General features: G+C 69.8%; 22 protein-coding genes and 1 pseudogene. 12 read left to right on the forward strand and 11 right to left on the reverse strand.

Features of this window, described 5'->3' with window-relative positions; translation table 11 throughout:
• Positions 1-625 precede the first annotated feature (625 nt).
• A complete protein-coding gene (locus BpN12_RS11105) occupies positions 626-2659 on the reverse strand; it encodes an NADPH-dependent 2,4-dienoyl-CoA reductase (RefSeq protein ID WP_246792644.1) in 2034 nt (677 codons plus the stop codon).
• Between the two features lie 119 nt (positions 2660-2778).
• Here BpN12_RS11105 and BpN12_RS11110 point away from each other — a divergent pair, with 119 nt between their 5' ends.
• Together BpN12_RS11110 and BpN12_RS11115 are read left to right on the forward strand one after the other, a co-directional pair.
• Entirely contained in the window at positions 2779-3819 is a 1041-nt protein-coding gene (locus BpN12_RS11110; RefSeq protein ID WP_425306260.1) for an AraC family transcriptional regulator, read from the forward strand.
• Positions 3820-3992: 173 nt separating this feature from the next.
• Positions 3993-4178 (forward strand): hypothetical protein, encoded by a 186-nt coding sequence (locus tag BpN12_RS11115; protein WP_246792646.1) that lies wholly within the window; start codon positions 3993-3995, stop codon positions 4176-4178.
• A gap of 148 nt (positions 4179-4326) precedes the next feature.
• On the opposite strand, the gene BpN12_RS11120 is transcribed toward BpN12_RS11115, so the two are convergent.
• The 5 genes from BpN12_RS11120 to BpN12_RS11140 form a co-directional block, all read right to left on the reverse strand.
• On the reverse strand, positions 4327-5478 hold the full coding sequence (locus tag BpN12_RS11120) for an osmoprotectant ABC transporter ATP-binding protein OsmV (RefSeq protein WP_246792648.1): 1152 nt from the start codon (positions 5476-5478) through the stop codon (positions 4327-4329).
• Entirely contained in the window at positions 5475-6128 is a 654-nt protein-coding gene (locus tag BpN12_RS11125) for an ABC transporter permease (RefSeq protein WP_246792649.1), read from the reverse strand. The genes BpN12_RS11120 and BpN12_RS11125 overlap by 4 nt, the downstream gene beginning before the upstream one ends.
• A gap of 13 nt (positions 6129-6141) precedes the next feature.
• Entirely contained in the window at positions 6142-7095 is a 954-nt protein-coding gene (locus BpN12_RS11130) for a glycine betaine ABC transporter substrate-binding protein (RefSeq protein ID WP_246792651.1), read from the reverse strand.
• Positions 7092-7808, reverse strand: coding sequence for an ABC transporter permease (locus BpN12_RS11135; protein ID WP_246792653.1), 717 nt, complete (start codon positions 7806-7808; stop codon positions 7092-7094). Before BpN12_RS11135 ends, BpN12_RS11130 begins: the two co-directional genes overlap by 4 nt.
• Positions 7809-8439: 631 nt before the next feature.
• On the reverse strand, positions 8440-9975 hold the full coding sequence (locus tag BpN12_RS11140) for an amino acid permease (protein ID WP_246792654.1): 1536 nt from the start codon (positions 9973-9975) through the stop codon (positions 8440-8442).
• Positions 9976-10223: 248 nt separating this feature from the next.
• Between BpN12_RS11140 and BpN12_RS11145 the strand changes: the two genes are divergently transcribed.
• From BpN12_RS11145 to fnr, 3 genes are all read left to right on the forward strand, one after another.
• Entirely contained in the window at positions 10224-10856 is a 633-nt protein-coding gene (locus tag BpN12_RS11145) for a helix-turn-helix transcriptional regulator (RefSeq protein WP_246792656.1), read from the forward strand.
• A gap of 232 nt (positions 10857-11088) precedes the next feature.
• Complete coding sequence (locus BpN12_RS11150) at positions 11089-11505, forward strand: response regulator (protein WP_246792657.1); 417 nt, start codon at positions 11089-11091, stop codon at positions 11503-11505.
• Positions 11499-12263: a fumarate/nitrate reduction transcriptional regulator Fnr gene (gene fnr, locus BpN12_RS11155; protein WP_246792659.1), complete on the forward strand. Its 765-nt coding sequence runs from the start codon at positions 11499-11501 to the stop codon at positions 12261-12263. Before BpN12_RS11150 ends, fnr begins: the two co-directional genes overlap by 7 nt.
• A 29-nt stretch (positions 12264-12292) precedes the next feature.
• Here fnr and BpN12_RS11160 read toward each other — a convergent pair whose 3' ends face one another.
• Both BpN12_RS11160 and BpN12_RS11165 read right to left on the reverse strand, forming a co-directional pair.
• On the reverse strand, positions 12293-12682 hold the full coding sequence (locus tag BpN12_RS11160) for a cytidine deaminase (RefSeq protein WP_246792660.1): 390 nt from the start codon (positions 12680-12682) through the stop codon (positions 12293-12295).
• A gap of 467 nt (positions 12683-13149) precedes the next feature.
• Positions 13150-14139 (reverse strand): annotated as a pseudogene (locus BpN12_RS11165) (pyridoxamine 5'-phosphate oxidase family protein); the annotation flags it as partial.
• Between the two features lie 144 nt (positions 14140-14283).
• Here BpN12_RS11165 and BpN12_RS11170 point away from each other — a divergent pair.
• Positions 14284-15183, forward strand: coding sequence for a LysR family transcriptional regulator (locus BpN12_RS11170; RefSeq protein ID WP_246794691.1), 900 nt, complete (start codon positions 14284-14286; stop codon positions 15181-15183).
• A gap of 127 nt (positions 15184-15310) precedes the next feature.
• On the opposite strand, the gene BpN12_RS11175 is transcribed toward BpN12_RS11170, so the two are convergent.
• Positions 15311-15994, reverse strand: a complete 684-nt coding sequence (locus tag BpN12_RS11175; RefSeq protein WP_246792661.1) for a TetR/AcrR family transcriptional regulator — start codon at positions 15992-15994, stop codon at positions 15311-15313.
• 101 nt (positions 15995-16095) lie between these two features.
• Here BpN12_RS11175 and BpN12_RS11180 point away from each other — a divergent pair, with 101 nt between their 5' ends.
• The 4 genes from BpN12_RS11180 (at position 16096) to BpN12_RS11195 (ending at position 21460) form a co-directional block, all read left to right on the forward strand.
• Positions 16096-17004, forward strand: coding sequence for an SDR family NAD(P)-dependent oxidoreductase (locus BpN12_RS11180; RefSeq protein WP_246792662.1), 909 nt, complete (start codon positions 16096-16098; stop codon positions 17002-17004).
• Complete coding sequence (locus BpN12_RS11185; RefSeq protein ID WP_246792663.1) at positions 17001-18644, forward strand: flavin-containing monooxygenase; 1644 nt, start codon at positions 17001-17003, stop codon at positions 18642-18644. The genes BpN12_RS11180 and BpN12_RS11185 overlap by 4 nt, the downstream gene beginning before the upstream one ends.
• 6 nt (positions 18645-18650) lie before the next feature.
• Entirely contained in the window at positions 18651-19685 is a 1035-nt protein-coding gene (locus tag BpN12_RS11190; protein WP_246792664.1) for an alpha/beta fold hydrolase, read from the forward strand.
• Between the two features lie 437 nt (positions 19686-20122).
• Complete coding sequence (locus BpN12_RS11195) at positions 20123-21460, forward strand: dicarboxylate/amino acid:cation symporter (protein ID WP_246792665.1); 1338 nt, start codon at positions 20123-20125, stop codon at positions 21458-21460.
• Between the two features lie 299 nt (positions 21461-21759).
• Here the strand turns inward: BpN12_RS11195 and BpN12_RS11200 are convergent, their stop codons facing one another.
• Positions 21760-23379 (reverse strand): methyl-accepting chemotaxis protein, encoded by a 1620-nt coding sequence (locus BpN12_RS11200; RefSeq protein ID WP_246792666.1) that lies wholly within the window; start codon positions 23377-23379, stop codon positions 21760-21762.
• A gap of 317 nt (positions 23380-23696) precedes the next feature.
• On the opposite strand from BpN12_RS11200, the gene BpN12_RS11205 reads away from it, so the two are divergent.
• Positions 23697-24098 (forward strand): hypothetical protein, encoded by a 402-nt coding sequence (locus BpN12_RS11205; RefSeq protein ID WP_246792667.1) that lies wholly within the window; start codon positions 23697-23699, stop codon positions 24096-24098.
• A 42-nt stretch (positions 24099-24140) separates the two neighbouring features.
• Here BpN12_RS11205 and BpN12_RS11210 read toward each other — a convergent pair whose 3' ends face one another.
• A complete protein-coding gene (locus BpN12_RS11210; RefSeq protein ID WP_280529134.1) occupies positions 24141-25409 on the reverse strand; it encodes an aspartate aminotransferase type Ic in 1269 nt (422 codons plus the stop codon).
• Between the two features lie 68 nt (positions 25410-25477).
• Here BpN12_RS11210 and BpN12_RS11215 point away from each other — a divergent pair, with 68 nt between their 5' ends.
• On the forward strand, positions 25478-26329 hold the full coding sequence (locus tag BpN12_RS11215; protein ID WP_198256901.1) for a LysR substrate-binding domain-containing protein: 852 nt from the start codon (positions 25478-25480) through the stop codon (positions 26327-26329).
• Positions 26330-26630: the final 301 nt, after the last annotated feature.

The raw sequence follows: 26630 nt of genomic DNA on the forward strand, positions 1-26630 counted from the left end.
CGGTCAGAGAGTCGGTCGACTGAGACGAAAGAAACGTAAGATTTGTAATGTCAGCTCGCTCGCGGCGGCGACGCGCTCGCGATGTAATTTGATTGAAAGCTATGTAACAAAAGAAATCACACCGCGCCGGGTTAACGAGGATAAATGGAAGTGCGACCTTTTGCATCGCAACATTCCGTTGCATTTTTTTCGCACAATCAAGCCGTTGTTTTTACTAGGTTTTTTTTCACGGCTGCGGCGGACGCGGGGCTGTCAGACTGCATCAAAGTGGGGCTTGACAAATCAAAATCTATACTAATTTGACGTTTTGGACGCGAAGCTGAAGCGATCCACGGCTTCGCCAAATCTTCCAAAATACTTACATACAACATTACAGAATACTTTCAGTTATGAGGAAAGCGGCCATCTCCGAGGCACGCTCGCCGCAACGAAAATGAAAGCTTTGTATTCCTAAACCGTCAGTGTCGCGCGACAGAATAACGCTCACGCGGGCCGCTCGTCCAGCCCGCGGCGAGCCGTGTTTCCTGCGCGTCTGGCTCGTGCTCGTGGCCCGGCTCGTGGCCCGGCTTGCAGCCCGGGTTGCAGCCCGTTTCCCGCTGCATCCGGGCCACGGCCAGCGCGGCACTCAGAGCCGCGCGGCCAGCCGGGCGCCCTGCTCGATCGCGCGTTTCGCGTCGAGTTCGGCCGCCAGCTCGGCGCCGCCGATCAGATGCACGGCGAGGCCCGCCGCCAGCAGCGGCGCCTGCAGGTCGCGGCGCGACTCCTGCCCGGCGCACAGCACGATCGTGTCGGCCTCGATCAGCGTCGGCCGCTCGCGCTTCTCGCCGAACGTCACGTGCAGCCCGCTCGCGTCGATGCGCTCGTAGTTGACGCCGCCGACCATCTCCACCGCCTTCATCTTCAGCGTCGCGCGGTGGATCCAGCCGGTGGTCTTGCCGAGCCCCTTGCCGAGCGGCGCCGGCTTGCGCTGCAGCAGCGTCACCTGCCGTGCCGGCGGCGCCACGCGTGCCGGCGCGATGCCGCCGCGCGCGAGCGCCGGGTCGGTCACGCCCCACTCGGCCCGCCACGCGGCCGCGTCGAGCGACGGCGAGGTGCCGGCGTGGACCAGGTACTCGGCCACGTCGAAGCCGATCCCGCCCGCCCCCACCACCGCGACGCGCGCCCCCACCGGCCGCCGGCCGTTCAGCACGTCGGCATAGCCGAGCACGTTCGGGCCGTCGCCGCCGGCGATGCGCGGGTCGCGCGGCGCCACGCCGGTGGCCAGCACGATCTCGTCGTAACCGCCCGCGATCAGCTGGTCGGCGTCCACGCGCCGGGCCAGCCGCAGCGTCACGCCGCTCAGCTCGATCTGCCGCCCGAAGTAGCGCAGCGTCTCGTGGAACTCCTCCTTGCCGGGAATCCGCTTGGCCAGGTTGAACTGGCCGCCGATCTCGTCGGCCGCGTCGAACAGCTCGACCTGGTGCCCGCGCCGCGCCAGCTGCGTCGCGCAGGAAAGCCCGGCCGGCCCCGCGCCCACCACCGCGATGCGCTTCACGCGCACGGCCGGCGTAAAGTTCAGCAGCGTTTCGTGGCAGGCGCGCGGATTGACGAGGCACGAGGCGATGCGGTTCCTGAACGCGTGGTCGAGACAGGCCTGGTTGCAGCCGATGCAGACGTTGATCTCGTCGGCGCGCCCGCTCGCCGCCTTGCTCACGAACTCGGGGTCGGCCAGGAACGGCCGCGCCATCGACACCATGTCGGCCGCGCCGTCCGCGAGGATCTGCTCGGCCAGCTCCGGCCGGTTGATGCGATTGGTGGTGACCAGCGGAATGCCGACCTCGCCCTTCATCTTGCGCGTGACCCAGGCGAACGCGCCGCGCGGCACCGAAGTGGCGATGGTCGGCACGCGCGCCTCGTGCCAGCCGATGCCGGTGTTGATCAGCGTCGCGCCCGCGCGCTCGACGGCCTTCGCGAGCCGCACCGTCTCGTCCCAGTCGCTGCCGGCCGGGATCAGGTCCAGCATCGACAGCCGGTAGATGATGATGAAGTCGCGGCCGACCGCCTCGCGCGTGCGCTCGACGATCTCGACCGGGAAGCGCATGCGGTGCTCGTAGCTGCCGCCCCAGGCGTCGTCGCGCCGGTTGGTGTGCAGCGAGAGGAACTGGTTGATCAGGTAGCCCTCGGAACCCATGATCTCGACGCCGTCGTAGCCGGCCTCGCGCGCCAGCGCCGCGCAGCGCACGAACGCACGGATCTGCCGTTCGACGCCGGCCGCCGACAGCGCGCGCGGCGTGAACGGCGAAATCGGCGACTTGATGCGCGACGGCGCGACCGCGAGCGGGTGATAGCCGTAGCGGCCGGTATGGAGGATCTGCAGCGCGATCTTGCCGCCTTCCGTGTGGACCGCGTCGGCGATCGCGCGATGGCGGCGCGCGGCGGCGCCGGTGGCCAGCGTGCCGCCGAACGGCTTGGTCCAGCCGGCCAGATTCGGCGCGAAGCCGCCGGTGACGATCAGCCCGACGCCGCCGCGCGCGCGTTCGGCGAAATAGTCGGCGAGCCGCGGCAGCGTCTTGCGGCTGTCCTCGAGGCCGGTATGCATGGAGCCCATCAGCACGCGGTTGCGCAGCGTGGTGAAGCCGAGATCGAGCGGCGCGAGCAGATGCGGGAACGGAGTGGTCATGATGGCGGGGCGTCTCTTTTTTGTGATCCGCCGATCGTAGGCGCGCGGCGCCTTGAGCGTGAGGGGTCAAACAGCCATAATGCTTGTCATTCGTGGCCAGAATCAAGGCGGTGACCGGCATGGGAAGCAAGGACGGCCTCGGGCTGCGGCGGCCGACGATTCCGGTGGCCTACCCGCGCCTGCTGCTGCAGGTGTTCGACGAGCGCGGCCTCGACGCGCGCGAGGTGCGCGCCGGCACCGGCCTGCGCGACGAGGTGCTGGCGCAGCCCGATGCGCGGGTCGCGCCCTCGCAATGGGCGCGGCTGGTGCTGAACGCGATCCGGCTGACCGGCGACGAGGGGCTCGGCTTCGCGCTCGGGCTGCGGCTGCGGCCGTCGGCGCACGGCTTCCTCGGCTACGCCACGCTCACCGCGCCCGACCTACGCACCGCGCTGGCCGTCAACGCGCGCTACTTCCGCACCCGCAACCGGCAATACACGCTGACCTACGCCGAGCACGGCGACGGCGCGACGCTGACGCTCGCCGGCGTGCAGGCGAGCCCGGTGCTGCGCCATCACACCATGTTCGAGTTCGTGCTGACCGGCATCGCGCAGAGCCTGCCGCTGCTGACCGGCCCGCGCGCGCCCGATGGCGCGCCGCCGCTCGAGCTGCGTTTCGCGTGGCCGCAGCCGCCCTGGTTCGCGCGCTATCGCGAGCGCCTGCCGCCGGTGCGCTTCGATTGCGACGCGCATGCGCTGTGGGTGGCGCGCGAGGCGCTCGACTGGCCACTGGCGTTCGCCGACGAGGTCGCGCACCGCCAGGCGCTCGCGCAGGTCGAGCGCGACTACGCGGCGGTGCGCCACGACGAGGGCGACTGGGTCGAGCGCGTGCGCGCGGAACTGGTGCTCGGCGCCGACGGCTATCCGGACCCGGGCGCGCTCGCGCGCCGCCTCCATGTGTCCACGCGCACGCTGCGGCGCCGGCTCGACGAGGCCGGCGCCGGCTATCGCGCGCTGCTCGACGACGCGCGCCATCGCGATGCGCGGCAGCTGCTGCGCGCCTCCGACCTCGACCTGAAGACGATCGCCGCGCGCCTGCAGTTCAGCGACCCGGCGAACTTCACGCGCGCGTTCCGCAAGTGGGCCGGCATGACGCCGAGCGCATACCGGCACGGTGCCTGAAGCTCGCCGGCGCGGCGCAGCGGAAACCGGCGCCATCTCCAGCCATTCCGATATCCAGACGCCGCCACGCGACCGACAATCGCTCGTTTTCCATCGGCCGGCCCTGCCCTGCTCCGCGCGCATGGCGCCGGCCGTTTCAATCGACGCGCGGCACTGAAGGGAATCGAATCTCGATGTCGGACAACGAACGCACCTCAAGGCAGAGCGCCGTCGCCATCCTGCGCGGCGCGCCGGGCTGGATCGACTGGGACACGGCGCGCAACCGCCCCAACTGGGTCGGCGGACGCGTCACGCTCGACGGCCGCTTCAGCGTCGACGAACTGCTGGCCCTGCTGACGCTGGCCCGCGTGCCGCACTGAGCGGCACGGCCACTCTGACTACCTCGGCCGCTCCGGCCAGGTTTTCCGAACCTGAAAACGAAACCGGCCCGGATCGCCCAGGTTCGGGACGATCCGGGCCGTGTTCGACCACGGGCCGGTGGAACCACCGGCGCGTTGCCTGTGTCGCCTACGCCGTCACGATGCGCGGCGGCTGGCCGGTCTGCTGGCGCGAACGGCCCGAGCTCAGGTAGTCGGCGATCGAGTCCTGCGTGACCTCGCCGAGATAGGCGCCGTCGCCATCGAGCACCGGCATCCACGACGAGCGGTACTGGTACATCTTCGACAGCACGATCCGCAGGTTGTCCTCCGACGAGACGGTGGCCGGGAACTCGCTGAGCCGCTCGCCGCAGGTGCCCGTCGCGCCGCGCGCGACACGGCGCGCGACGAAGCCGAGCGCGTGCTGCGCGTCGTCCACCACGGTCAGGTAGCGGCTGTCGTTGTCGTCCATGATCGAGAACGCCTCGGCGAGCGGCGTGTCGGCGCGCGCGGTGGGCGGCTGCGCGGCCGCGTCGCCGGCCTTCACGAGCAGCAGGCGCTTGAGCGTGCTGTCCTGGCCCACGAACTGGCCGACGAACTCGTCGCGCGGATGCGCGAGCAGCGTGTCGGGATGGTCGTACTGCACCAGCTTGCCGCGCCGGAACACGGCCACGCGGTCGCCGAGCTTGATCGCCTCGTCGATGTCGTGGCTCACCATGATCACGGTCTTCTTCAGCTGCCGCTGCATCTGGAAGAACTCGTTCTGGATCGATTCGCGGTTGATCGGATCGACCGCGCCGAACGGCTCGTCCATCAGTAGCACCGGCGGATCGGCCGCCAGCGCGCGCACCACGCCGATGCGCTGCTGCTGGCCGCCCGACAGCTCGCGCGGATAGCGCTTCAGGTACAGCTTCGGATCGAGCGCCACCATCGACATCAGCTCGGTCGCGCGCTCCTTGCAGCGCTTCCTGTCCCAGCCGAGCAGGCGCGGCACCACCGTGATGTTTTCCTCGATCGTCATGTTCGGGAACAGGCCGATCTGCTGGATCACGTAGCCGATGCGGCGGCGCAGGTCCACCTCGTTCAGGCTGGTGGTGTCCTCGCCGTCGATCAGCACGCGCCCGGAGGTCGGCGTGATCAGCCGGTTGATCATCTTCAGCGTGGTGGTCTTGCCGCAGCCCGAGGGGCCGAGGAACACGCAGATTTCGCCTTCCGGCACGGTCAGGCTCACGGAATCGACGGCGCGCACCGGCTGGCCGTCTTTCTGCGAGAAGGTCTTCGTCAGTTGGTCGAGTTCGATCATGTCTTCTGCACTCCCTTCGGTGTCAATGCGCGCTGCAGCGCCTGCAACAGCAGATCCGCGACGATCGCGAGCACGCTCACGAGCACCGCGCCCACCAGCAGCTTCATCATGCTGCTCTGTCCGATCGCGCGGACGATCAGCGAGCCGAGCCCGCCCGCGCCGATCACGGCCGCGATGGTCATCACGCCGATGTTCATCACCACCGCCGTGCGCACGCCGCCGAGGATCACCGGCACCGCGAGCGGCAGCTCCACGAGCCGCAGCCGCTGCCACGACGTCATGCCGATGCCGATGCCGGCCTCCTTGATGCCGGCATCGACGTTGCGCAGCGCCAGATAGGTGTTGCGCATGATCGGCAGCAGCGAATAGAGGAACACGGCGGTGATCGCCGGCACCGCGCCGATGCCCTGCCCGAAGCGCGAGAAGATCGGGATCATCAGCCCGAACAGCGCGATCGAAGGCAGCGTGAGGATCACGGTGGCAATGCCGAGCAGCGGCGGCGCGAGCCATTCGTGGCGGCTGATCACGACGCCGAGCGGCACGCCGGCGACGATCGCGCAGCCCACCGCGATGCCGACGAGATAGATGTGCTGCAGCGTGAGCTGGAGCAGTTCAGGCCAGTTGGCGGCCAGGTAGTCTTGGACGGTCATGGTCGTCTCCCGGTCACGGTAAGGGGTGCGTGCGCAGGAAATCTGCCGCCACCTGCTGCACCGAGGCCCCGTCGATGTCGACACGCTTGTTCATGTCGAGCATCACGTCGTTGTTGAGCGCGGCCGACAGCGCGTTCAGCTGCGTGGCGAGCTTCGGATTGCGCTTGAGCACTTCCGCGCGCACCACCGGCGTGGCGTTGTAGGGCGGGAAGAAGTGCAGGTCGTCCTCGAGCGGCACGATGCCGAAGCCGCGCACGCGGCCGTCGGTGGTGTAGACGAGGCCGATCGTCAGCTGGTTGTTGTGCAGCGCCGTGTAGACCAGCCCCGCGTCCATCTGCTTCGTCTCCGAACGGCGGAAATGCAGGTGATAGGCGGCTTCCAGCGGCTTCAGGCCGTCCGGACGATTGGCGAACTCCGCGTCCATCCCGAACGTGTGGCGCGTCCCCTTCGGGTCGCTCGCGATCTTCGCGGCCAGTTGCGAGATGGTGCGGATGCCGGTCTGCTTCGCCGCCTCGGCCGGCAGCGCCAGCGCGTAGGTGTTGTTGAGCGGCGATGCGTTGAGCCACACCAGGCCCTGCTTGCCGTCGATCTCCTTGACGCGCTGGTACATCGCCTCGGGCGAGAGCTTGTCCTTGATCTTGTCGTAGACGAGCGCGGCGGTGCCGGTGTAATCCCACACCACGTCGACCTGGCCGTTCACGAACGCGCTGCGCAGCAGCACGCTGCCGAGGCCGGTGCGGGTCTCGATGGTGTAGCCGCGCGAGCGCAGGTACTGCGAGGTGATCTCGGCCAGCACGTACTGCTCGGTGAAGTTCTTGCCGCCCACCGTCAACGACTGCGCCGCGGCCGGCGCGCTCGCGAGCGCGCAGAACGAGGCCAGCGAGACGAGCGGCAGCAGCGCGACGGCCGCCGCGAAGCGGCGCGCCAGCGTGGCGCCGGCGGACCGGGCGAGTTTCGCGAAACTCATGCGGCACCTCCGTTGCGGGCGAACACATGGCGGCTGCCGGCCGCGACGATGCCGTCGAGCAGCAGCGCGAGCACCGCCGTGGAGGCCGCGCCGAGCAGCAGCATCTGCTGGTTGTCGAGGTAGATGCCGGGGAAGATCAGCGTGCCGAGGCTGTCGGCACCGATCAGGTAGGCGAGCGGCGCGGTGCCGACGTTGATCGCGAGCGCGGTGCGCACGCCGCCGATGATGATCGGCAGCGCGTTCGGCAGCTCGACGCGCATGAGCGACTGCCATGGCGTCATGCCGATGCCGCGCGCCGCCTCGCGCAGCGCGGCGGGCACGTTGCGCATGCCTTCGTAGGCATTGCGCGTGATCGGCAGCAGCGAAGCCAGGAACAGCGCGACGATCGCCGGAACGTCGCCGATGCCGAAGATGCCGAGCGCGATCGCGAGCACCGCGAGCGAGGGCACCGTGTTGCCGATGTTGAACACCTGCATGAAGCGCTCGGCGTGGCGCGAGGCGGACGGCCGGCTCAGCGCGACGCCGGCCGGAATGCCCGCCAGGATCGCGAGTGCCATCGAGCAGCCCACCAGCATCAGATGCCGGCCGGTGTAGTAGACGAGATCGCCCGAGTATTGCCGCCATGTGTCGGCGCCGATCGCATGCGCGATCCAGCCCAACAGGATGATGGCCAGCAGCAGGCTGCCCGCGATACGGACAGTGCGTCGAGTCATGAAAAGTGCCCCCTTATCGGAGCGGCGCGCGCGAACGGCCACACGCCGCGAAAACGCCGTGAGGCGTCGCGAATGGAAGGTACGGATCCCGGGCGTGCCGGGATCGAACCGACAAAAACGGCATCGCATCCGGCCAGCGATGCGATGGTCCGGAGTCCTGCTTGAACGCTACCGCGTTCGTTCGATTGTCATGTTCAGCCAGCACAGCGCGCGTGCGCTGCCCAGGCCAGGCACCGTCTGAAGACGGCAAGGATGCGGCTGCAAGAAGATGCGGACGCCGCAGGAGCAGGTTGCTCCGGTTGACGGGATACTTGAACCGACTTTCCGGTTGCAGCGATCATGCACGCATCGGCGTGTAATTCACCGGGAAAAGTCAGCGACTTGCTGCGCAGTATAAGGGAATTTCCAAGAAAGCGTCTACCCTTGAAGGGTACGATCGCACAAAAACGGTTCCCGCGCGGCGGCGGGAATGAAATCGGGCGCGAAGCGCGCCGGTCCCGTTTGCGCTGGGCGAGACACGGAAGAATCGATCAGGAAAACGAAACGATTCGCTCCTGCATAGCAAGCCATGTGCCACGATCGTTACACGCTGCGCGGCCGGACAATCGGGCCGCGCAGCGCGCGACGGCGCTCACGCCGTGTCCGGTTTTTCCTTGAGCTGGCGCGCTTCGCGACGCGTGTCGCCGTCGAGCCACGGCGCGATTTCCATGTCCTCGTAGCGCACCAGGCGGCTGTCGCGATGCGTCAGGCGATAGCCGAACCAGACGAGGAGGAACAGCGGGATGCCGACGTAGGTGGCCAGCACGCCGACCCAGTCGATCCGGTTCGAGAGGAACGCCTGGTAGTCCTGCCCCAGCGCGATCACGAGACAGAGCACGAACGCGAAGATCGGCCCGTACGGAAACAGCCGCGAGCGATACGGCAGGCTCGACAGCGCGAAGCCCTGCTTCACGAAGCCGCGACGGAACCGGTAGTGGCTGACCGCGATGCCGAGCCAGGCGATGAAGCCCGTCATGCCCGAGGTGTTCAGCAGCCACAGGTAGACGGTCTTGTCGCCGAACAGCGAGGACAGGAAGCAGAGCGCGCCCACCGCCGTGGTCGCGATCAGCGCGTTGCGCGGCACGCCCCCCTTCGAGAGGCGCGCGAAGAGGCGCGGCGCGCGGCCTTCCCTGGCGAGGTCGTAGAGCATCCGCGTGGATGCGTACATGCCCGAGTTGCCGGCCGACAGCACGGCCGTGAGGATCACCGCGTTCATCACGCCGGCCGCGAACGCGAGGCCCGCGTGGCGGAACACCAGCGTGAACGGGCTCACCCCCACGTCGGTGACGTCGCTCTTGAGCAGGCTCGGATCGGTGTACGGCACCAGCATGCCGATCACGAAGATCGCCAGCACGTAGAACAGCAGGATGCGCCAGAACACCTGGCGCACCGCGCGCGGAATCGTGGTGTGCGGGTTCTCCGATTCACCGGCCGCGATGCCGATCAGCTCGGTACCCTGGAACGAGAAGCCGGCGATCATCGCCACCCCCATCATGGCCGGCAGGCCGCCCGCGAACGGCGCGTCGCCGATCGTGAAGTTCTGCCACGCCGGCATCGGGCCACCCGTCAGGATCCCGAAGATCATCAGCAGGCCGATGCCGATGAACGCCACCACCGTCACCACCTTGATCAGCGCGAACCAGTATTCGGCCTCGCCGAAGCCGCGCACGGTCAACACGTTGAGCAGGAACATCACGGCGAGGAACGCCGCGCTCCACCAGACGCCCGGCACGTGCGGAAACCAGTAGCCCATCACGAGCTGCGCGGCCACCAGCTCGACCGCGATCGTGACGGCCCAGTTGTACCAGTAGTTCCAGCCGAGCGCGAAGCCGAAGCCTTCCTCGACGTATTTCGCGCCGTAGGTGGCGAACGAGCCGGACACCGGCATGAACGCGGCCATCTCGCCGAGGCTCGTCATCAGGCAGTAGACCATCAGGCCGATCAGCAGATAGGCGAGCATCGCGCCGCCGGGGCCGGCCTGCGAGATCGAGGCGCCCGAGGCGACGAACAGGCCCGTGCCGATCGAGCCGCCGATCGCGATCATCGTCAGGTGGCGGGCCTTGAGACTGCGCTTGAGTTGGGGAGAAGGGGCGGCGGTGTGCTCGGAATTCGGATCTTGTAATGACATAACGGACGGACTGAGGGCGGGCTGGCGGCGTCGGTCGCGCGTGCCGTGGGCCGCCCGGGTCGGGCGGCGCGGCCGCGAACCGGCGCCGGCGCGTCTCGCGCGCAGCGCGGATTCTACCCGATTCGCCGGGCACCCCCGCTGCGCCCGGAGCGCGCGGCGAACGCCCGGCGCGGGGATCGCGAGGCGATGCCGGGCGATGCTCCGGGCGATGGTTACAATACCGTCAAATTCCGGATAAAACGTCCAATATGACCCGAAAGACTTCCGCGTCGGAACAGGCTTCGCTGATCGAGCAGGTCCGCACCATCGCGCAAGGGCTCGGCGAGATGTTCGCGCCGTTCACCGAGGTGGTGGTACACGACCTGCGCACGCCCGAGAACTCGATCATCGCGATCCACAACAACCTGTCGGGCCGCGCCGTGGGCGATCCGACCACCGAGCTCGGCCTCGCGCGCATCGCCGACAGCGATTACCCGCCGCTGCTGACGAACTACGCGAACCGCTTCGCCGACGGGCGGCCCGCGAAAAGCACCTCGATCGGCATCAAGGACACCAACGGCGACTACGTTGCCGCGCTGTGCATGAACGTCGACGTCACGCTGTTCCGTGGCATCCAGAGCCTGCTGAACCAGTTCTGCCAGACCGGGCCGGATCACGTCGGCGAGACGCTCGACCCGGCCAACGCCGACGCGATCCGCGAGCGGATCGACCGCTTCGCGATGACGCTCGCCACCACGCCGCGCTCGCTGAAGACCGAGCAGCGCCGCGAGCTGATGCAGGCGCTGCGCGGCGAGGGCTACCTCGAGGTGCGCCGCGCCATGGAAGTCATCGCGCAGCATCTCGGCGTGTCGCGCGCCACGGTCTACAACGACGCGAAATAAGGCGCCGGACGCGGCCGGCTGCTCTTTGCGCCGGTTGCAGCGCCGGTCTCGCGGCCGGACTTCGAGCCGGCTGCCGGTCCCCCGGCCTTCCGGCTCGCCGCGCCCGGGACGCCATTCACCGACCGGCGCGTCGCGTTTGTAGGAAACGGCCTACAAATTTCAGCGAAACACCTACCGCGATTTCATACGTCGCTGATTTCATTCGGTGCGCGCGGCTGGGATACTCGCCCGCATGGACACCACCCTTCTCCGTGTTTACGTCGTCGAACCGGCCGTCGCGATCCGCCGGCGCGTCGCGGCGCTGCTCGAACCGCTCGCGGGTGTGTCGGTGGTCGGCGAATCGGAGGATCACGCGATGGCGTTCGCCGGCATCGTGTCGAGCGGCGCGGACGTCGCCGTGATCGAGCTGCGCCTGCCGTCCGGCAGCGGGCTCGAACTGCTCGGCGCGCTGGCCCGCTTCGCGCCGCACGTGACCACCGTGATCCTGACGAACCTGTCCGGGCCGGCTTTCCGGGCCGCGAGCCACGACGCCGGCGCGCATTACTTCTTCGACAAGACCACGGAATTCGAGCTGGCATGCCGCACGATCGACGCGCTCGCCCATGCGCGCCGCCCTCAACCCGCCCCCGAACGAGCCCCATCATGCTGACCGCCACGAAGCCCGCTCCGATCGCCCCCGACGTGCCGCCGCCCGCGGCCGCGCAGCTCGACGCGCTGAAGCAGCCCGGCGCGCGCTGTTCGAATTGCGCGACACGCAACGTCTGCATGCCCGCGGGGCTCACGCACGCCGAATTCCGTCGGCTCGACGCGCTGATCTGCACGATGCGACACGTCAAGCGCGGCGACGCGCTGTTCCGCGCCCAGGATCCGTTCACGAGCCTCTACGCGGTGCGCACCGGCTCGTTCAAGACGATCGTGATGCATCGCGACGGCCACGAGCAGGTGACCGGCTTCCAGATCACGGGCGAGACGCTCGGGCTCGACGGCCTCGGCGACGGCGAGCATCACAGCGACGCGATCGCGCTCGAGGACAGCACCGTCTGCATCATCCCGTTCGCGCAGCTCGAAGCGGCGTGCCGCGAGATGCGGCCGCTGCAGCAGCATCTGCATCAGCTGCTGAGCGGCGAGATCGTGCGCGAATCGCGCGCCATGATGCTGCTCGGCACCATGACGGCCGAGCAGCGCGTGGCCTCGTTCCTGCTGAACCTGTCGGCGCGCTTCAAGGCGCGCGGCTATTCGCCGGCCGAATTCAACCTGCGGATGACGCGCGAGGAAATCGGCTGCTACCTCGGCATGACGCTCGAAACCGTGAGCCGCATGCTGTCGAAATTCCAGCGCAGCGGCATGATCGATTCGCGCGGCCGGCAGATCCGCATCACCGACGCGCAGCGGCTCGTGCAGGTCTGACGCGCGGCGCGCTTCATTCCGCACCCCGCTTAGAGACGGAACGCGCCCGGCAGCAAATCTGCCGCCGTCGTTTCCTGCCGCGCGCCGGCCAGGTTGGCCAGCACCACCGGCAGCGCCGCGCCGCCGAGTTCGACCATCACCTGCCGGCACGCGCCGCACGGCGCGATCGGCTCGGGCACGTCGCCGATCACGGCCAGCGCCGCGAAATCGCCGGGCCGGCAGCCGGCCGCGATCGCCGCGAACAACGCCGTGCGTTCGGCGCAGTTGCTCAAGCCATACGAGCCGTTCTCCACGTTGCATCCCTCGAAGACGCGCCCGTCGTGCGTCGCCACCGCCGCACCGACCTTGAACCGGGAATACGGCGCGTAGGCGTGCTCGCGCGCGCGCCGTGCGGCTTCGATCAGGGTGTCGTGGTCCATCGTCTTCTCCTCGCTGCTTCAGGTCGCTTCATACTGCCGCTGGGTGCGCGTCGCGGGCCGATCCCGGGCTTGATCCCGGGCGGATGCGCTCCGCTGGCATCCTAGCCGCGCCGATCGCCGAACGCCAGAGATCATCGAGAACCACGCGCCTCGTCGGCCCCGACACGGCCGGGTGGCGCGAGGCAGGCGAACGCCCCGGCCTCGTTCGTCCGCGCGGCAGTGGCAGCCGCCGCGGCGCCGCATGCCGGGGGCGAGAAACCGTGCCGTCGAAGGCGGGAACGCCGGTCGGGGCCGCGGTCCTCGCCCTTATCAGTCCGTCCACCGCGTTCGATCAGCGCGGCGGCAGGCACATTCGCGGCGCCGTCGCGCAGCGCGACCGGCGGCGCCACCTAGTCGCCACGCCGCGCGGCATGCTCCGCACCACCGTCGCCCCCCGCGAACGTCCGCTGCCCCGGTCCCGTCCCTTGGGCACTTCCGCCGGCCCCGCCCGCCCCCGCCCGCGCGAACTGCGGCGCATATTCGGCCGCCGACCAGCGAAACGGCAGCGCCGCCTCGCTGCGCCGCACCTCGCTCAGGCAAAACCGCACGAGCCGCTGCGCGCCCTCGAACGCGGCCAGATCGGGCCCGTCCCAGACGATCTCGGCGCGTGCCGCGACATAGAGCAGGTCGCCGCGCTCGAAATCGACGAACAGCAGCCCCGCGCGCGGATTCGAGACGAAGTTGCCGAGCGTGTTGAAGTAGCGGTTGCCGCTGTAGTCGGGCACGGTCAGCGTCCGGGCGTCGTCGACGCGCACGAAGCCGGGCAGGCCGCCGCGATGCGACACGTCCACCCCGCGCGCGTGGTGTGCGTCCGGATCGAGATTCGCGCTCGCCACGAAGCACGTGTCCGCGCGCGCGATCAGCGCCCGGTCGGCCTCGTCGAGCGCGTTCGCGCGCCGCGACGGCACCGCCGGCCAGGCCGGCGCGACCGGCTCCGGCGTGCGGCGCTGGATGTATTTCGGGCAATTGCCGAAGCTCTGCGTGACGGCGATCGACAGCACCGCGCCGTCGAGCGCCGCGACCGTGCCGTTCACGCGGTTGCGGCGCCGCGTGGGCAGCTCGATGCCGAGGCCGCCGAACGGCGCGCCGGGGCGCCACGCGTCGGCGAGCGGATCGTCGCGCAGCGCGCCGCCCGCCACGCGCAGCGTGACCGGATCGGGCGACGCGACGAACCCCGGCTCGCCCGCGCGCAGCGTCGCCCACGGCTGGCCGCTGGCATCGACGCCGCCGACGATCAACCACGGCAGCTGCGCGAAGAACGCGCGGTGCTGCTCGGGCATGAAGCCGCGAATGCCGATGCGGCCGGCCGCGTCGGCGTGTTCGGCGACGCCCGCGCGCCGCTGCACCGCGAGTTCGCCTGCATGGAACGGCGAGGCGCCGGCCGCCTTGCCGCGTTCGATCGTCGTGGGTCCGTTCATCGTTGTGCCTCCGTCGTGGCGCGCCACGGGCCAATCCGGCCGATTGGCCGATCGCCCGACGCGAATCGACAGCCTAAGCCCGCCGGTTCGTTCGCGAAAGACGGATAATCGACGAAACACAATCCACTCATCATGGACAATCCGATGGTCGATACGCGCAACGTGAACCTGAACCGCCTCGCGATCTTCGCGGCGGTGGTCGAGACCGGCTCGCTGACGGCCGCCGCCGCGCGGCTCGGCATCGCCAAGACGATGGTCAGCACGCACATGCAGCGGCTCGAGGCCGAGGTGGGCGCGAACCTGCTGGTGCGCACCACGCGGCGGCTCAGCGTGACCGACGCCGGGCAGACGCTCTACGAGGCGGCCGGCGAGATCCTGCGCACCGCCGAGGCCGCGCTCGACGCGGTGGCGGGCGAGGCGGGGCCGCTGCGCGGCACGCTGCGGGTGGGCGCGCCGATCGACTACGGCGCGCTGGTGGTCGCGCCGGCGCTGGTGGCACTGCGCGACGCGCATCCGGCGCTCGACGTGGAACTGATCTGCGACGACCGCCGCGTCGATCTGGTGGCCGAACGGATCGACGTGGCGGTGCGCTTCGGCCGGCTGTCCGATTCGAACCACCGCTCGGTGCGCATCGGCGGCTTCGAGCGCTGGGTGGTCGCGCCGCCGGCCGCGATCGCGCGCTGGGGCCGGCCCGCCGAGCCGGCCGCGCTGGCCGGCTGGCCCTACGCGTCGCTGTCCGCGCTGCAGCGGCCCGAATTCGAGCTGCAGCACGGCGACGGCCGCCGCGCGCGGGTCCGCTGCCGGCGCGCGTTCGCCTCGAACTCGATGCCCGCCGTGCATGCGGCGCTGCTCGCCGGCTGCGGCTTCGGCATCGCGACGAGCTTTTCCGTCGAGCACGACATCGCCGCGGGCCGGCTGGTGCGCCTGCTGCCCGACTGGTCGATGCCGGAGGCGGACATCCATGCGATCTATCCGTCCACGCATCATCCTTCCGCGAAGGTGCGCGCGGCGATCGACGTGTTGAAGGCGCGGCTCGGCGGCTGATGGAGAAGGGAAACGCGAGGGAAAAGCGGCCCGCGCTCGCGCGGCAGGCCGCTATCGGGAAGATGCGGCGCGACCGGACCCGCGACCGGACAAGCACGGCCCGCCTGCCGGCACCTCGCTCACCACCTCATGCAGAAGCATCGACATCGATCCGCGCCCCATCCCGATCGGCATCGAACATCGCCAGCGTGCCGAGCAGCACGCGCCGGCAATTGCGCACCATGCGCGCCTCCGGATCGCGATAGCCGGTCAGCAGCCAGGCCGCGCCGGCGTTCGTCATCGCGCCCACCAGCGCGAGCCCGGTCAGCCGCGCGTCGGCGCGCTGCTCGGGATCCTCGGGGTCGCCCGCGCGCGCCACCGAGACGATCTGCCGGCCGAATTCGAGCAGGTTGCGCTGGTAGGTCGTATCGGTCTCGGCGCTCACGCCCATCACCTCCAGCAGCAGCACGCGCGCGGCGCAGGTGTCGCGCAGGAACGCGAAGAACGCGCGCAGCCCCGCGTCGACGCGCGCGTCGAGCCGCTCGCCCGCGCCGTCGAGCGCCGCGCCGATCGCGTCGCGCAGGCGCTGCGCGTGATGCTGGTAGGTGGCCTGCAGCAGCGCCTCGGTGTTCGCGAACGCCGCGTAGAAATACCGGTCGTTGAGCCGTGCCTCGCGGCAGATCGCGCGCACCGTGGTGCGGCGAAAGCCCTGCGAGCCGAACAGCCGCGTGCCGGCGCCGATCAGCGCGGCGCGCCGTTCCGCGTCGCGCGCCTCGCGGGCCACGCCGCCGTAGGGGCGCCCCTTCTCGGCGGTTTCGAGGGATTTCTCCATTTCGCTATTTGACATCGCACAATGGCATCATTAAATTGGTGACGCTCAACACCACATTTAAGCCGCGTTTCGGCCAGGCGGCAAGCCCGCAAGGAGCGTCGATGAAGGATTTTGCCAACAAGGTCGCCGCCATCACCGGCGCGGGCTCCGGCATGGGCCGCAGCCTCGCCGTGGAGCTTGCGCGCCGCGGCTGCCACCTCGCCTTGAGCGACATCAACGAGATCGGCCTCGCGCAGACCGTCGCGCTATGCGGCGCGCACGGCGTGCGCGTGAGTTCGCAACGGCTCGACGTGGCCTCGCGCGAGGCGGTGTTCGGCTGGGCCAAAGCCACGCGCGAAACGCATGGCCGCGTACACCTGGTGTTCAACAACGCGGGCGTGTCGCTCGCGGCGCCGGCCGAACAGGTCCGCATCGAGGATTTCGAGTGGATCATGGGCATCAACTTCTGGGGCGTCGTGCATGGCACGCAGGCGTTCCTGCCCTACCTGCGCGAATCGGGCGACGGCCACGTGATCAACACCTCGAGCCTGTTCGGGCTCGTCGCGATGCCCACCCAGGGCACCTACAACGCGAGCAAGTTCGCCGTGCGCGGCTTCACCGAAGCACTGCGCATGGAGCTGGAACTGGAACGCGCGCCGGTCAGCGCGACCTGCGTGCATCCGGGCGGCGTGGCCACCAACATCGCCACGGCCTCGCGCATCGACGAGCGGATCGTCACGCTGACGGGCCAGAGCCCCGACGCGCACCGGCGCGCCGCCAACAAGCTGATCGACGCGACCAGCGCCGACGAGGCCGCGCGGCAGATCCTCGCCGGCGTGACGCGCAACGCGCGCCGCGTGCTGATCGGCGCCGATGCGCGCCGGCTCGACCGGATCGCGCGGCTGTTCGGCGCCGCCTACCAGGTGTTCGTGCTGCGCTTCGTGCGCCAGTCGCGCGAACGCAATCTGCGGCGCCACGGCGGCGGCGACGCAGCCGCGAACCGCTCGACCGATACGAGGGACGCGGCATGAGCGCTCCCCACCTGCCGGGCGAGGCGGCCCGCCCCGCCGCCGGACGCCTGCACGGGCAAGAACACGGGCAGGACGGCGGGACGGCCCCGGCGGCCACCGATCTCGACGTGCTGATCGTGGGTGCGGGCCTGTCCGGCATCGGCGCGGCGCACCACCTGCGCGAGCGCTGCCCGTGGGCGAGCTTCGCGATCCTCGAAAGCCGCGCGACGCTGGGCGGCACCTGGGACCTGTTCCGCTATCCCGGGGTGCGCTCCGACTCCGACATGTTCACGCTCGGCTACAGCTTCCGGCCCTGGCACAGCGACAACGCGATCGCCGAAGGCGCGACGATCCTCGACTACATTCGCGACACCGCGCGCGAGGCGGGCCTCGAGCGCGCGATCCGCTTCCAGCACCGCGTGACCGGCGCGAACTGGGATCCGGCCACGGCGCGCTGGCAGGTGGAGGTGCTGCGCGGCGATGCCGACGGCAGCGGCGACGGCCAGCCGCCGCAGGCGCTGCGCTTCACCTGCCGCTTCCTCTACATGTGCAGCGGCTACTACGACTACGAGAACGGCCACGCGCCGAGCTGGCCCGGCATGGAGAACTTTCGCGGCCGCATCGTGCATCCGCAGCACTGGCCGCGCGATCTCGACTACGCGGGCAAGCGCGTGGTGGTGATCGGCAGCGGCGCGACGGCGGTCACGCTGGTGCCGTCGATGGCGCGCGAGGCCGCGCACGTGACGATGCTGCAGCGCTCGCCGACCTACATCCTCTCGATGCCGGCGCGCGACAAACTCGCGATGCGGCTGCGCCGCTGGCTGCCGGCCGGCCTCGCGCACCGGCTGGTGCGGGCCCGGAACGTGCTGCTGACGATGTACGTGTACCGGTTCGCGCGGCGCCGCCCCGAGGTGGCGAAGCGCTTCATCCTGCGCGCCGCGGGCCGCCAGCTCGGGCCGGACTTCGACGTCGCGAAGCATCTGACGCCGCGCTACGCGCCGTGGGACCAGCGGCTCTGCCTGGTACCGAACGGCGACCTGTTCAAGGCGATCCGCGCCGGCAGCGCGTCGATCGCCACCGACGAGATCGAGCGCTTCACGCCCGAGGGCCTGCTGCTGAAAAGCGGCCAGACGCTCGCGGCGGACCTGGTCGTCAGCGCCACCGGGCTCAAGGTGCGCATGCTCGGCGGCGCGACGCTGAGCGTGGACGGGCGCGCCGTCGAGTTCGGCGAGGCCGTGTCGTACAAGGGCATGATGGCGAGCGGCGTGCCGAACCTCGCGACCTCGTTCGGCTACATCAATGCGTCGTGGACGCTGAAGGCCGAGCTGATCTCGCTGTACGTCTGCCGGCTGCTCAACCACATGCGCGCGCACGGCTACGACAGCTGCACGCCGACGCTCGACGACGCGGCCATGCCGCTCGCGCCGGCCGTCGACCTCAGCTCCGGCTACATCCAGCGCGCCGCCGCGCTGCTGCCGAAGCAGGGCCTGCGCAATCCGTGGAAATCGCATCAGAATTACGCACGCGACCTCGCGCTGCTGCGCTTCGGCTCGCTCGCCGACGGCGCGATGCGCTTTGCGCGCCGGCCGGCCGCGACCCGCCCGGCCGCCGCCGCGGACCCGCGCCACGCCGCTTCCGAACCCGCCTACGAGAGAAGGTGAAAAATCATGATCGTCCAATTGATCGCCATCGTGGTTGCCCTCTACGCCGTGCTGTTCGCGTTCACGCTGTTCACCGCGCATCAGGTGCGCCGCCGCTTTCCGCCCGAGGGCAAGTTCGTCGAGATCGACGGCGACCGCCTGCACTACGTCGACTACGGCAGCGGCCCGCCGATCGTGATGGTGCATGGCCTGTGCGGGCAGCTGCTGAACTTCGCCTACCTCGACCTGGCGCGGCTCGCGCAATCGCATCGCGTGATCCTGGTCGATCGGGCCGGCTCGGGACGCTCGACGCGCGGCCCCGCCTCGCGCGCGAACGTCTACGCACAGGCGCGCGCCATCGCGCGCTTCATCGAGACGCTCGGCCTCGAGCGGCCGGTGCTGGTGGGCCATTCGCTCGGCGGCGCGATCGCGCTCGCGGTCGGTCTCGACTACCCCGAGCGCGTGAGCCGCATCGCGCTGATCGCGCCGCTCACGCACACCGAGACCGAGCCGCCCAAGGCGTTCCGCGGGCTCGCGCTGCGCCCGGCGGCGCTGCGCCGCTTCGCGTCGCTGACGATGGGCATCCCGATCATGATCCTGCAAAGCCGCAAGGCGATCGACGCGATCTTCGCGCCCGAGCCGGTGCCGCGTGATTTCCCGCTGAAGGGCGGCGGCCTGATGGGGCTGCGGCCCGAGGCGTTCTACGCGGCGTCGTCGGACCTGGTCGCCGCGCCCGAGGACCTGCCCGACCTGGAGCGCCGCTACCCGACGCTGGGCGTGCCGGTCAGCATGCTGTACGGGCGCCAGGACGCGATCCTCGATTTCCACAAGCATGGCGAGGGGCTCAAGCGCAAGCTCGACGGCGTCGAGCTGAGCGCCGTGGAGGGCGGCCACATGCTGCCCGTGACGCAGCCGGCCGAGACCACCGACTGGCTCCTCGCGGTGGCCGCGGCGGCGAACGCGGCGTCGCGGCACGATTCGGCTCGGCCGGATCCGGCACTGCCCGAGGTCGACCAGGCCGGCACGCTGCAGCCGGCCGCGCGCCTCGCCACGGGGCGCTGATAACGTCGCGCGCGGCGGGCGCTACCGCGCTCGTCGCAGGTTTGCCGCGCGTGCCGCAGCCGGGCGGGCCTGCGCGTATTCGCCGATCCGCATCACCGCCCACGTCGAGCACCGCCCCAGCCACCTCGTCCGGCCCGCTTCAACGCCCCGCCTCCCGCTCCCGCTACGCTCTCCCGGCCCCGCCCGGCGGCCGGCATCTCCCGCCCCATCCCGATCGCGAACCAACCGCCGTTCCAGTTTTCACCTTGAGTGAAAAATGAAATGAATGGCGGTGAATTGTCGGGTCGCGGCGCGGGACTATGCTAGCCCGTCTTAGGTACGACAAAAGATCCGGAAGGACTGCAAGGCGAAACCCGCGCACCCATTTCGCCGCGACGCGTCTCGCGGGCAGCGGCGCACGGGTTTGCCGTGAACCGCGCCACGCACAGGAGACAGGCATGCTGGCATCCCGCATTCGGAAGTCGCTTTCCAGGCTTTACGTCCAGGTTCTGATCGGCATCGTCGCCGGCATCCTCGTCGGCCACTTTCTCCCCGATGTCGGCTCGCAGCTGAAGCCGCTCGGCGATCTGTTCATCAAGCTGATCCGCATGCTGCTCGCGCCGATCATCTTCGCCTCGGTGGTGGTGGGCATCGCGCGCATGAGCGACCTGCACGAGGCCGGTCGCGTCGGCGTCAAGGCGATCGTCTACTTCGAGATCGCCTCCACGCTGGCGCTCGCGATCGGCCTCGTGATCGTCAACCTGGTGCGGCCCGGCAGCGGCATGAACGCCGACCCCGGCCACCTCGACGCCGCCGCGATCGCCAGCTACACGCACGCGGCCAAGCAGCACGGCACGCTCGACTTCCTGATGAGCATCGTGCCCAACAGCGTGGTGGGCGCGTTCGCGAACGGCGAGATGCTGCCGATCATCTTCTTCTCGGTGATCTTCGCGATCGCGCTGGCCAGGCTCGGGCCGCGCACCGCGCCGCTCGTCGACATGCTCGACATGTTCCTGCAAGGCATGTTCGGGGTGGTGCGGATCGTCATGTACGTCGCGCCGATCGGCGCGTTCGGCGGCATGGCGTTCACCATCGCCAGATACGGCATCGGCACGCTGGCCTCGTTCGGCCAGCTGATGCTGTGCCTCTACGCCACCTCGATCCTGTTCGTGGTGGTGGTGCTCGGCATCGCGATGAAGCTCTGCGACCTGTCGCTGTGGAAGTTCCTGCGCTACATCCGCGACGAGATCCTGATCACGCTCGGCACCGCCTCGACCGAGGCCGTGCTGCCGCAGATGCTGCTCAAGATGGAAAAGCTCGGCTGCTCGCGCCCGGTGGTGGGGATGGTGCTGCCCACCGGCTACACGTTCAACGCCGACGGCACCGCGATCTACCTGACCATGGCGGCCGTGTTCGTGGCGCAGGCGTTCAACATCCACCTGTCGATCTGGGACCAGCTGCTGCTGCTCGGCGTGATGCTGCTGACCTCGAAGGGCTCGGCCGGGGTGGCCGGCGCCGGCTTCGTGGCGCTGGCCGCGACGCTCGCCTCGATGCACCAGATCCCCGTGTCGGGGCTGGTGCTGCTGCTCGGCGTGGACCGCTTCCTGAACGAGGCGCGCGCCGTCACGAACCTGATCGGCAACGGCGTGGCGACGGTGGTGGTGGCGCGCTGGGAAGGCGCGCTCGACATGAAGACGGCGCGCGCGGTGCTCGACCGCGAGCCGCCGCCCGCCGAGCAGCCGGCCACGCGGCAGCACGAGCCGGCGCCGCTGGCCGCGCACGAAGGGCGTTCGTAGTCGTCGCGGACATGCGGCGGCGGTAGGCGCAAGCCGATGCCGGCGCCTGGATGAATCGTTGAAGCGGATCGAAGCGGCCGAGGCGCGCGCCGTCGCGCATCGCGGCAAGGCAAGCGCCGGGACAGTCAAAGCCATCGCGGGGAACGAACGACGCGGCCGATGCGTCAGCCGCATGACACCGGCCGCATCCCGCATGAAGGGAATTGGCGGAAGAAGATCGTCATCATCGCGGGCAGGCACCGCGACGATGACGATTCGATGATGGCCCGGCGAGACTGCCGGCCATCTCATCCAAACGCTTACGCGACGCGCGGCTCCGAACCGGCAAAGCGCGCGCCGGCGCCGAACGGCGAGGCCGCCGCCGGACGCAGCACCGCGTCCGAGATCTGGAACACCGACACCGCTTCCTTCAGGCGCTGCGTCTGCTGGTGCAGCGAGGCCGCCGCGGCCGCCGCTTCCTCGACGAGCGCCGCGTTCTGCTGGGTCATCTCGTCCATCTGGTTGACGGCCTGGTTGACCTGCCCGATGCCGGTGCTCTGCTCGTGCGACGAGGCGCTGATGTCCGACATCATCTGCGCGACGCGCTCGATCGACACCGACACGTTGCGCATCGCCTCGCCCGCGTTCTCGACGAGCTGCGAGCCGCCGCGGATCTGGTTCACCGATTCGCTGATCAGCGACTTGATCTCCTTGGCCGACTGCGCGCTGCGCTGCGCGAGCGCCCGCACCTCGCCCGCCACCACCGCGAAGCCGCGCCCCTGCTCGCCGGCGCGCGCCGCTTCCACGGCCGCGTTCAGCGCCAGGATGTTGGTCTGGAACGCGATGCCGTCGATCACCGAGATGATCTCGGCGATGCGGTCCGAGCTTTGCGCGATGCCGCGCATCTTGTCCACCACCTCGCCCACCACCTGGTTGCCGGTGGAGGTGGCCGACAGCGCGCTCGCCGCGAGCTGGTTCGCCTCGCCGGCGTGCTGGGCGTTGTGATGCACGTTGGTGGTCAGCTCTTCCATGCTCGCCGCCGTTTCCTCCAGCGAGGCCGCCTGGCTTTCGGTGCGCGAAGAGAGATCGGCGTTGCCGGTGGCGATCTCGTCGGCGCCGAGGTGGATCGCGTCGGCCGCTTCGCGCACCGTCTTCACGGTCCGCGCCACGCTCGCCTGCATGTTGGCAAGGCCGGCGTAGAGGTGGCCGATCTCGTTGCTGCCGCGCAGCGCGATCGGCGTGTCGAGACGCCCGGCGGCGATCCGGTCGAAGTGGCGGCCGGCTTCCTCGAGCGGCTCCACCAGGCCGCGGCGCAGCATCAGGTGGACGAAGGCGGTAACCGCCAGCAGCAGCACCACGATGCCGATCGCCACGTCGGTGAACAGCGCGAGGCGCGTGTCGATCGCATCGATCGAGGCGTGGTTCGCGCGGTCGCCGAACTGCGTGAAGTTGTGCAGCTCGGCCAGGTAGGCATCCTGGAACGACTGCGTCGGCTGGTCGAGGAACGCCTGGATGTTGCCGGCGTCGAGATACTGCGCGAGTTCGCCGAGCGCCTTGTGATAGGCCTGGTAGCGCTCGTTGAGCGCGGCCGCGCGCGTGGTGTCCTCGTCGTTGAGCTTGGCCGAGGCCATGAAGTTCGCGAAGCTGCGATCGGAGGCCGCCAGCGAATCGCGTGCGTGCTGCACGATCGGCACGGGCTCCTCGCCGCCCTTCACCATCCGCGTGCCGGCGCGCGACAGGTTGATGCGCGCGTCCATCAGCAACTGGGTGGCGTCGCTGGCCGCGTTGGACTGCTTGAGTGCGATGTTGGACAGGTCGGCGACGTCGTCATGGGTGCGCGAGAGCGCCCAGTAACCGAAAGCCGCCGTGGCGATCTGGAACACGCAAAAAGCGACCAGAACGCATAGCAGGCCGGATGCAACCTTGATCTTGCTGAGCATTTTTGACACCAGGGGGAAGTACACGAGTTCGGGGGGACGACGACGGGGTTAACGGCAGGCGCAGGCCGCTTCTTGACCTTCTGTCGAGCCGCTTTTTGGTCTGCTTTTTGGTCCGCTTTTGGGTCCGCTTCCCGCCCCGTTTCTTCACCGCTCATCGTGACCTCCCGGCCACGCCCGTGCGGCAAGCCTCGCGCGCAAACGTCGGACGAAATCGCCATGCCGCGCCGTGCCGCGATCCGGCCGCCCCCCGCTCGCGGACATCGATCGCGCGCTCCGATTACAATTGCGCACTTCGATCCGACACCGGTATTCGCACCATGAAGCAATCGATCGCGGCGGCCTGCGCCGCCGCCCTCACGCTGACGGCCCTGCCCGCGCTGGCCGATGCGCCGGCCATCGCGGCGACGCCGGGCGAGCCCTGCGCGATCGGCTACGTGACGGGCGTGGCGGGCAGCCCGCAAAGCCTGCGCGAGTATCTGGCCAGCGCCGACAAGGACCGCTTCCGCTACCTGACCGGCAACCCGCTGCAGTGCAAGGTTTCCGACGAAGGGCGCGTCTCGGCCTGCGTCGGCGTGGCGAGCCTGCGCCACGAGCGCGTCAGCGTCTACGACGACAGCGGCAGCACGACCACCTCCGTGGTCGCGCGTATCGAAATCGATCAGGGCACGTTCCCCATCATCGTCGACGTGCGCAAGCAGGATCTGACCTGCGAGAAATGAAGGTCCGGCGATGCGCCGCCCGCCGCAAGGCGGCCGTCATCGTCAGTCCAGTTCCAGCGCCCGGCGGACCGACACCGCGATCCCGTCGGCGGCCAGCCGCACTTCCTCCAGCGACGGGAACGACGGCGCGATGCGCAGGTGGCGATCGTCGGGATCGTCGCGATACGGATACGCGGCGCCGGCCGGCGTCAGCACCAGTCCCGCCTCGGCGGCCAGCGCGACCACGCGCTTCGCATGCCCGGGCGGCACCTCGAGGCTGACGAAATAGCCACCCTGCGGGCGCGTCCAGGCCACGCCGGCCAGCCCGGACAGCCGCGCCGCGAACGTCGCCTCCACCGCCTCGAACTTCGGCCGCAGCAGCGCGCGATGCCCTGCCATCAGCGCCTCCACGCCGGCCCGGTCGCGCAGCGCATGCACGTGCCGCAACTGGTTCAGCTTGTCCGGCCCGATCGAGCGCGCGCCGGCATGCCGGGCCCACCATTCGACGTTGCGCGGCGACGAGGCGAGGAACGCCACGCTCGCGCCGGCCAGCGTCACCTTCGACAGCGACGCGAACACGATCGCGCGATCGGGATGGCCGGCCGCCGCGCAGGCCTCGATGACGTTCGGCGTCGTGTGCGGCGTGTCGCCGAGGTGGTGGAACCGGTAGGCGTCGTCCCACATCAGCACGAAGTCGGGCGCCGCGGCCGGCATCGCCGCGAGCCGCCGCACCGTCTCGGCCGAATAGATCGCGCCGGACGGGTTGCTGTAGAGCGGCACGCACCAGATCCCGCGGATCGACGCGTCGTCGCGCACCAGCGCCTCGACCACCGCCATGTCGGGGCCGTCGTCGCGCATCGGCACCGCGATCATGCGGATGCCGAGCGTCTCGCAGATCGTGAAGTGCCGGTCGTAGCCGGGCACCGGGCACAGCATCGTCACGGCGCCGTCGCGCCACGCGGTTCCGCCCGGCAGGCCATGCAGCGTGGCGAACGCGAGTACGTCGTGCATCAGCGCCAGGCTCGAATTGCCGCCCGCGACGACGCACGCCGGCTCGACGCCGAGCAGCGCCGCGCCGAACTCGCGCGCTTCCGGCAGGCCGAGCCCGAACCCGTAGTTCCGGCAATCGGCGCCGTCGCGCGCGAGATGGCCGGGGTCGCCCGCCGCCGCGAACCGTTGCGTCGCGAGGTCGAGCTGCTCGGGCGCGGGCTTGCCGCGCGACATGTCGAGGCGCATGCCTCGCTGCCGGAATGCGTCATACGTCGAAAACATCGATCGGATCTCCTGCCGCGTCGCGGCGTCTGAAGGGCTGGCCTGGAACTGCCGGGCCAGTATGCGCGGCGGCCACCCATCAGGCAAACGAGTTATATTGACGCTTTCAATCAGATTTTCTGATGATCATGAAGGCACTGGACCTCGATGTGCTGGCCATGGTGGTGGCCGTGGCGGAAGCCGGCAGCTTCGTGCGCGGCGCGGCGCGCGTGCATCGCTCGCAGTCGGCGCTGAGCATGCAGATCCGCGCGCTGGAGCAGTCGCTCGGCAAGTCGCTGTTCGTGCGCGGCCCGCGCAGCGTGATGCCGACGCCCGACGGCGAGACGCTGGTCGCCTATGCGCGCCGCCTGCTCGCGCTGCGCGACGAGGCCTGGGCCGCGATCGTGCATCCGGAGGTGAAGGGGCGCGTGACGATCGGCGTGCCCGACGACTACGCGTCCTCGCTGCTGCCGCCGGTGCTGCGCAAGTTCTCGGCGCGCTATCCGAAGGTGGAGATCCAGGTGGTGGGGCTGCCGAGCCGCGCGCTGGCGCCGCTCCTGAAAGACAACAAGATCGACCTGGCCTGCGTGACGCGCATGCGCGGGCTGAACGGCGCGTTCGTGCGCGCCGAGCCGATGGTCTGGGCCGGCCCGCCGTCGGGCGGCGCCGTGTGGGACGAGCGGCCCCTGCCGGTGGCGCTGTTCGGCACCGGCAGCGTGGCGCGCGCCAACGCGATCCGTGCGCTCGAGGCGGCCGGCATCGCGTTTCGTACCTCATACGAAAGCCCGAGCCTGATGGGCCTCTTCAGCATGGTGGAGGCGGGGCTCGCGGTGGCGCCGCTGGCGCGCTGCGCGGTGCCCGCCCACTTCTCGCAGCAGGGGCCGGCGCACGGCCTGCCGCCGCTGCCCGATCTCGACATCGTGCTCGCGCGCAGCGCCCGGTCGAACCGGCCGCCCTGCGATTTCCTCGCCGACCAGCTGCTGTCCGACCTGAGCCTCTGAAGCGGTCACCGGCATCCGCGGAGGCGGCGGCCCGGCCGTGGCGCGCGCAACGATTCGCGGCGCCGCCGGCCGCCTCGGCAGGCGAAAGCGGGCGGCACCGGGCACCTCGGACCGTCCCCGGCCCGCCCTCGGGCCCCGAACGCCGCGCCGCGCCCATGCTGCGACGCATCAACGTAAAACTGTGTGTCACACGCACCACTAAGTGTGTCGGGTCGATCTGAAACGCCCGATTTGCTCCGATAATCGAAACCGTATGCACGCCGCCGCGGCACGCATGCCACGCGCCGCGACGTTGCCCGAT

Source organism: Burkholderia perseverans, assembly GCF_022870505.1.
GTDB classification, from domain to species: domain Bacteria; phylum Pseudomonadota; class Gammaproteobacteria; order Burkholderiales; family Burkholderiaceae; genus Burkholderia; species Burkholderia plantarii.